1 pseudogene is annotated in these 911 nt (G+C 33.4%); it reads right to left on the minus strand.

What is annotated here, in order from left to right:
* Positions 1-229 precede the first annotated feature (229 nt).
* A pseudogene (locus ACFIM6_RS09985) lies at positions 230-911 on the minus strand (hypothetical protein); the annotation flags it as partial.

Genomic DNA, 911 nt, shown 5'->3' on the forward strand with positions numbered 1-911 from the left:
TTAAAAACATCTGGTTTAATATCCCCTATCTAAATCCATAACTTTACCAATGGGTTTATTTGCCTCAAAATGGACCGTACAGAAGCGTTTTTAATTTCAATGTGGTTTTTATCACAAAATCTTTAAATCGCTCTGTACGGTGCCTTTCTGTCAATTTAAACGCATATCTATTCTCAAAATCATCAGCAAACTTCACTACTTTGCTGTTTTTTCGGATCCATAAGTGTCTTTAAGCGTAGATCGCTGTTGCAAGTTGATTGAAGCTTTCTGAAAGGTTATTTGCGAAATTGTTTGACGGTGGTTTATAACATGCGCTTTCATATAGTTTTTTCACTTCTGATTTTTTGTGTTTCTTAATTACCAATCCATATTCTGGATGCGTAATCCAATTATCCCAAGCGCTTTGCCAATCGCGTTCATTTGCATTGTGACATGGATTGGTTTTTGAAAAGCGTACAAATTTTTCAAATTCTGATAAGGCTTCATCATGCGTTAATCCTTGTTCAGTTGCGTATTGAAAATCGGGTTTGAAATCTTCTAGTATTCTTTCAACTTCTTGTTTTTCCCTTATTTTCTTTGTTCCTTCAAAAAAGTTTGCTTTCTCTGGAAAATAAGCAGGCATTATCTTATCAACGATTTCTGAAAGTTGTTTTCCAACCTTTTTAACTTTTCGTGAAGGCAATTTCGCAATCATCGCTTCGTCAATTTGCCATCGGTTGTTAGCTTTGTTTGAAGTGTTGGTATTTTGCTCGTGAATGATTGGTTGTTTGGTTTCTATCGTTTTGATTTGTTCTGATTGGCTTTCAACATCACATTCGATTGGCTCGTCAACCAAATCGTTTGTTTCTAAATTTTCAAAATCAATTTCTCTTTTTGATAAAATAATATTTTTATTTTTTTTGTTATTGTTA

Origin of the sequence: Bartonella sp. AA9NXGY, assembly GCF_042196845.1 — a bacterium.
Taxonomy (GTDB): Bacteria; Pseudomonadota; Alphaproteobacteria; order Rhizobiales; family Rhizobiaceae; genus Bartonella.